The sequence below is a fragment of the Bacillus sp. JJ1127 genome (assembly GCF_036965845.1).
Lineage (GTDB): Bacteria > Bacillota > Bacilli > Bacillales > Bacillaceae_G > Bacillus_A.
Genome location: NZ_JBALQK010000150.1, coordinates 7296 through 9831, shown reverse-complemented (window position 1 = coordinate 9831; position 2536 = coordinate 7296). Strand labels below are relative to the sequence as shown.

General features: G+C 33.3%; 4 protein-coding genes. 2 read left to right on the top strand and 2 right to left on the bottom strand.

The window, feature by feature from the left end:
- The coding region (locus V7183_RS15630; RefSeq protein WP_335360112.1) for a hypothetical protein at positions 1-265 on the top strand (265 nt) is incomplete at its 5' end.
- A gap of 44 nt (positions 266-309) precedes the next feature.
- Here V7183_RS15630 and V7183_RS15625 read toward each other — a convergent pair.
- On the bottom strand, positions 310-501 hold the full coding sequence (locus V7183_RS15625; RefSeq protein ID WP_141523318.1) for a hypothetical protein: 192 nt from the start codon (positions 499-501) through the stop codon (positions 310-312).
- A 185-nt stretch (positions 502-686) separates the two neighbouring features.
- On the opposite strand from V7183_RS15625, the gene V7183_RS15620 reads away from it, so the two are divergent.
- Positions 687-1736, top strand: coding sequence for a DUF5105 domain-containing protein (locus V7183_RS15620; RefSeq protein WP_097898157.1), 1050 nt, complete (start codon positions 687-689; stop codon positions 1734-1736).
- A gap of 259 nt (positions 1737-1995) precedes the next feature.
- Here V7183_RS15620 and V7183_RS15615 read toward each other — a convergent pair whose 3' ends face one another.
- Positions 1996-2250, bottom strand: coding sequence for a hypothetical protein (locus V7183_RS15615; RefSeq protein ID WP_335360111.1), 255 nt, complete (start codon positions 2248-2250; stop codon positions 1996-1998).
- Positions 2251-2536: the final 286 nt, after the last annotated feature.

Below are 2536 nucleotides of genomic sequence, written 5' to 3'. Positions count from 1 at the left end.
ATTAAAAATACGCACAAAAAATATCCCTTTATACAAAGGGATAAAGCGGTGCAACTTTTTTATAAACGGTATAACTTTCTTTAAAACGGTACGACTTTATTTCAAAACTACAGTGGGGGAAAAGATACATAAAACCCCGAATCATGGACTTTTTTTAAGTGGCCACGATTCGGGGTACAGTTTAATAATAAAGGAGATTGTTTCTTTTCTATTAATTTTCTTTGTAATATATATGCCTGAAATAACTTCAGATGTGACCATATAGATAGAATATGGATCTGAAACAAAAAAGCTGGTATGAATCATATTTTACCTCAGGCGAATTTGTTTAATTAATTTTTGCTGCTTCAAAGCCTTTTGTGATGGTAATGTAAGTTCACCTGTGCAGAATGAATTTTCTTGCATTTGAACCTGCAATTGATCTTTTTCATCTTCATGAGCTTCTTCATATGGTGCCACAGCCGATAACGCTAATCCTGTTGTGAGTACGACTGTAGCCACTATTTTTATACTTTTCATTTTTTTACATAGCATCCTTTATCCGAATAATATAATAAGGTAATATTAGTATTTTCAGTATAAGTTTTCCATTTTTTCTATGCAAATCTTCATATTCCAGTATATAATTAAGAGGGGATTTTAAGATTATTCTAAAAAGTAGAAAAGGCAATGGGGGAGTAATAAGTATGAAGAAGTTAGCAAGTATTTGTATTACAGCTGTTTTGATGACTGGAATTGTAAGTGGTTGTAATGCGAAAAAAACGTCATCAGAACCTGAAAAACCGAAAACAGTTGAAGTTGGGAAGACTACAAAATTAAAAGGTGTCGAGGTACAGGTAGAAAGCGCAGAGTTTGTTCTACCCGATCGATATTCAAAACCAAATAATGGTCAAGTGTTAAAAGTGAAAGTTAGCCTGAAAAATACAGGAGAAGAAACATTACATATGATTCCTAAAGATTTTACTCTATATCAAGGTGATCAAGTAGCAAAAGAGTATTTTGGTTCAGCCAATGATATGTTAAACTCAGGCGATCTTGATAAAGGAAAAAAAATAGAAGGGAATTTGTATTTTGATGTTAAGGAGGACTCTTCTTATGAGCTAGTGTATAAGAAATACTCCGTAGATGAAAAGAAAGATGGTAAAGAAAAAGCGACATATAAAATTGACGGAAAAAAATTATCTGAACAGGCAAAGGGTTTACAAAAGCCTGCTGAAGCATTAAATGCATATGTGAATGCAGCATTTTATGATAAAGATATAGATAAATTAAAAAAATTAACAGGGGAAGACAGCTCTCAATTTATTAGCGACGTTGAAAACGGATTTAAGCAACAAATGGAGCGAGAAATAGGAAAAAAAGTTGATGATCAGTTATTAAGTCAGTTCCTTAAGAATTTGAAAGCAGCGATTCAAAAAAATGTAAAATATGAAACAAAAGTACTATCCAGCAAAGATGGAAAAGCAGAAGTTGAATTGAAGGGAAAACCAATGGATGTGAGTGCACTACAATCACCAATGCAAACCGAAATGATGAAATTGGCATCTCAAAATCCAAATATCTCAGAAGATGACCTTATGAAGGCCATTTTTGAAACATATAATAAACTATTACAAGACGTAAAATTATCATATGCTGAAGAGGTAGTTACAGTTAAAATGGTACAAAAAGACAAAGACCAATGGACAATAGATCCGCAATCAGCAGCACAAATAGGACGCGTATTCATAAGATAAAGTGAAACTTTAATTAGTGGGGGGCTTCATCCCCCACTGATTATTAGCCCTCACCAATCGGGCTTTTACGGGCAGTTTATCTCCCGCCTCACTCCTTTGCTTTTGCTGAATTTTGAGATGGGAGTATTACTGCCCGTTAATGCGGGATAAATAAGCGAGTAAATCGTTTTATTTTATAAAAGATAATCCCCTTTAAGTAGAAAGTGTAAAAGGACCATGTACATACATGGATGTTACACGATTACTTGAAGGGGATTTTTCATTTTTTTGTAAAAAACAATGAATATATAAAGAAGAAAAAGCCTACCCCAAATATAATTCCGCCCAATACTCGAAAGTTATTAGCATAATTATTTAAAACAACGTTATATGTTGCTGTATCTATATTTCCACCCATTGATTGTACCCAGGAGTGAACAAGAGGTTCAGCTAACTCTAGACTTTTTAAAAGTAAAGTTCCACCAATTAATGATACAGCCGCCAAAATAATAATACGTATTTTAGTATGTTTCAAATAGATGCCTCCTTTTTTATTAGACTAGAGCAAGGAATGAGCGATATGTTACAAAACATATTCCTACTGATCTTCATGCTGCATTACTTTCTACTTTACTATCACTAAACCAACTAGATTCCCATACATCAAAACGGTATCCATTATATTCTGCGTATGCTCTAATTTTAGTATATCTGTTATTTGTATCTATTGTATTACTTTGAGTAACAGAATAATCTGCAGAAACATGAAATCCGACTCCAGCTGAATCAATGTTTCATCCAGCAGCTGTCACATTTCTTCG

Excerpts from the sequence above, each read along its gene's own strand:
- V7183_RS15620 (WP_097898157.1), top strand. The coding sequence starts at position 687 with ATGAAGAAGTTAGCAAGTATTTGTATTACAGCTGTTTTGATGACTGGA.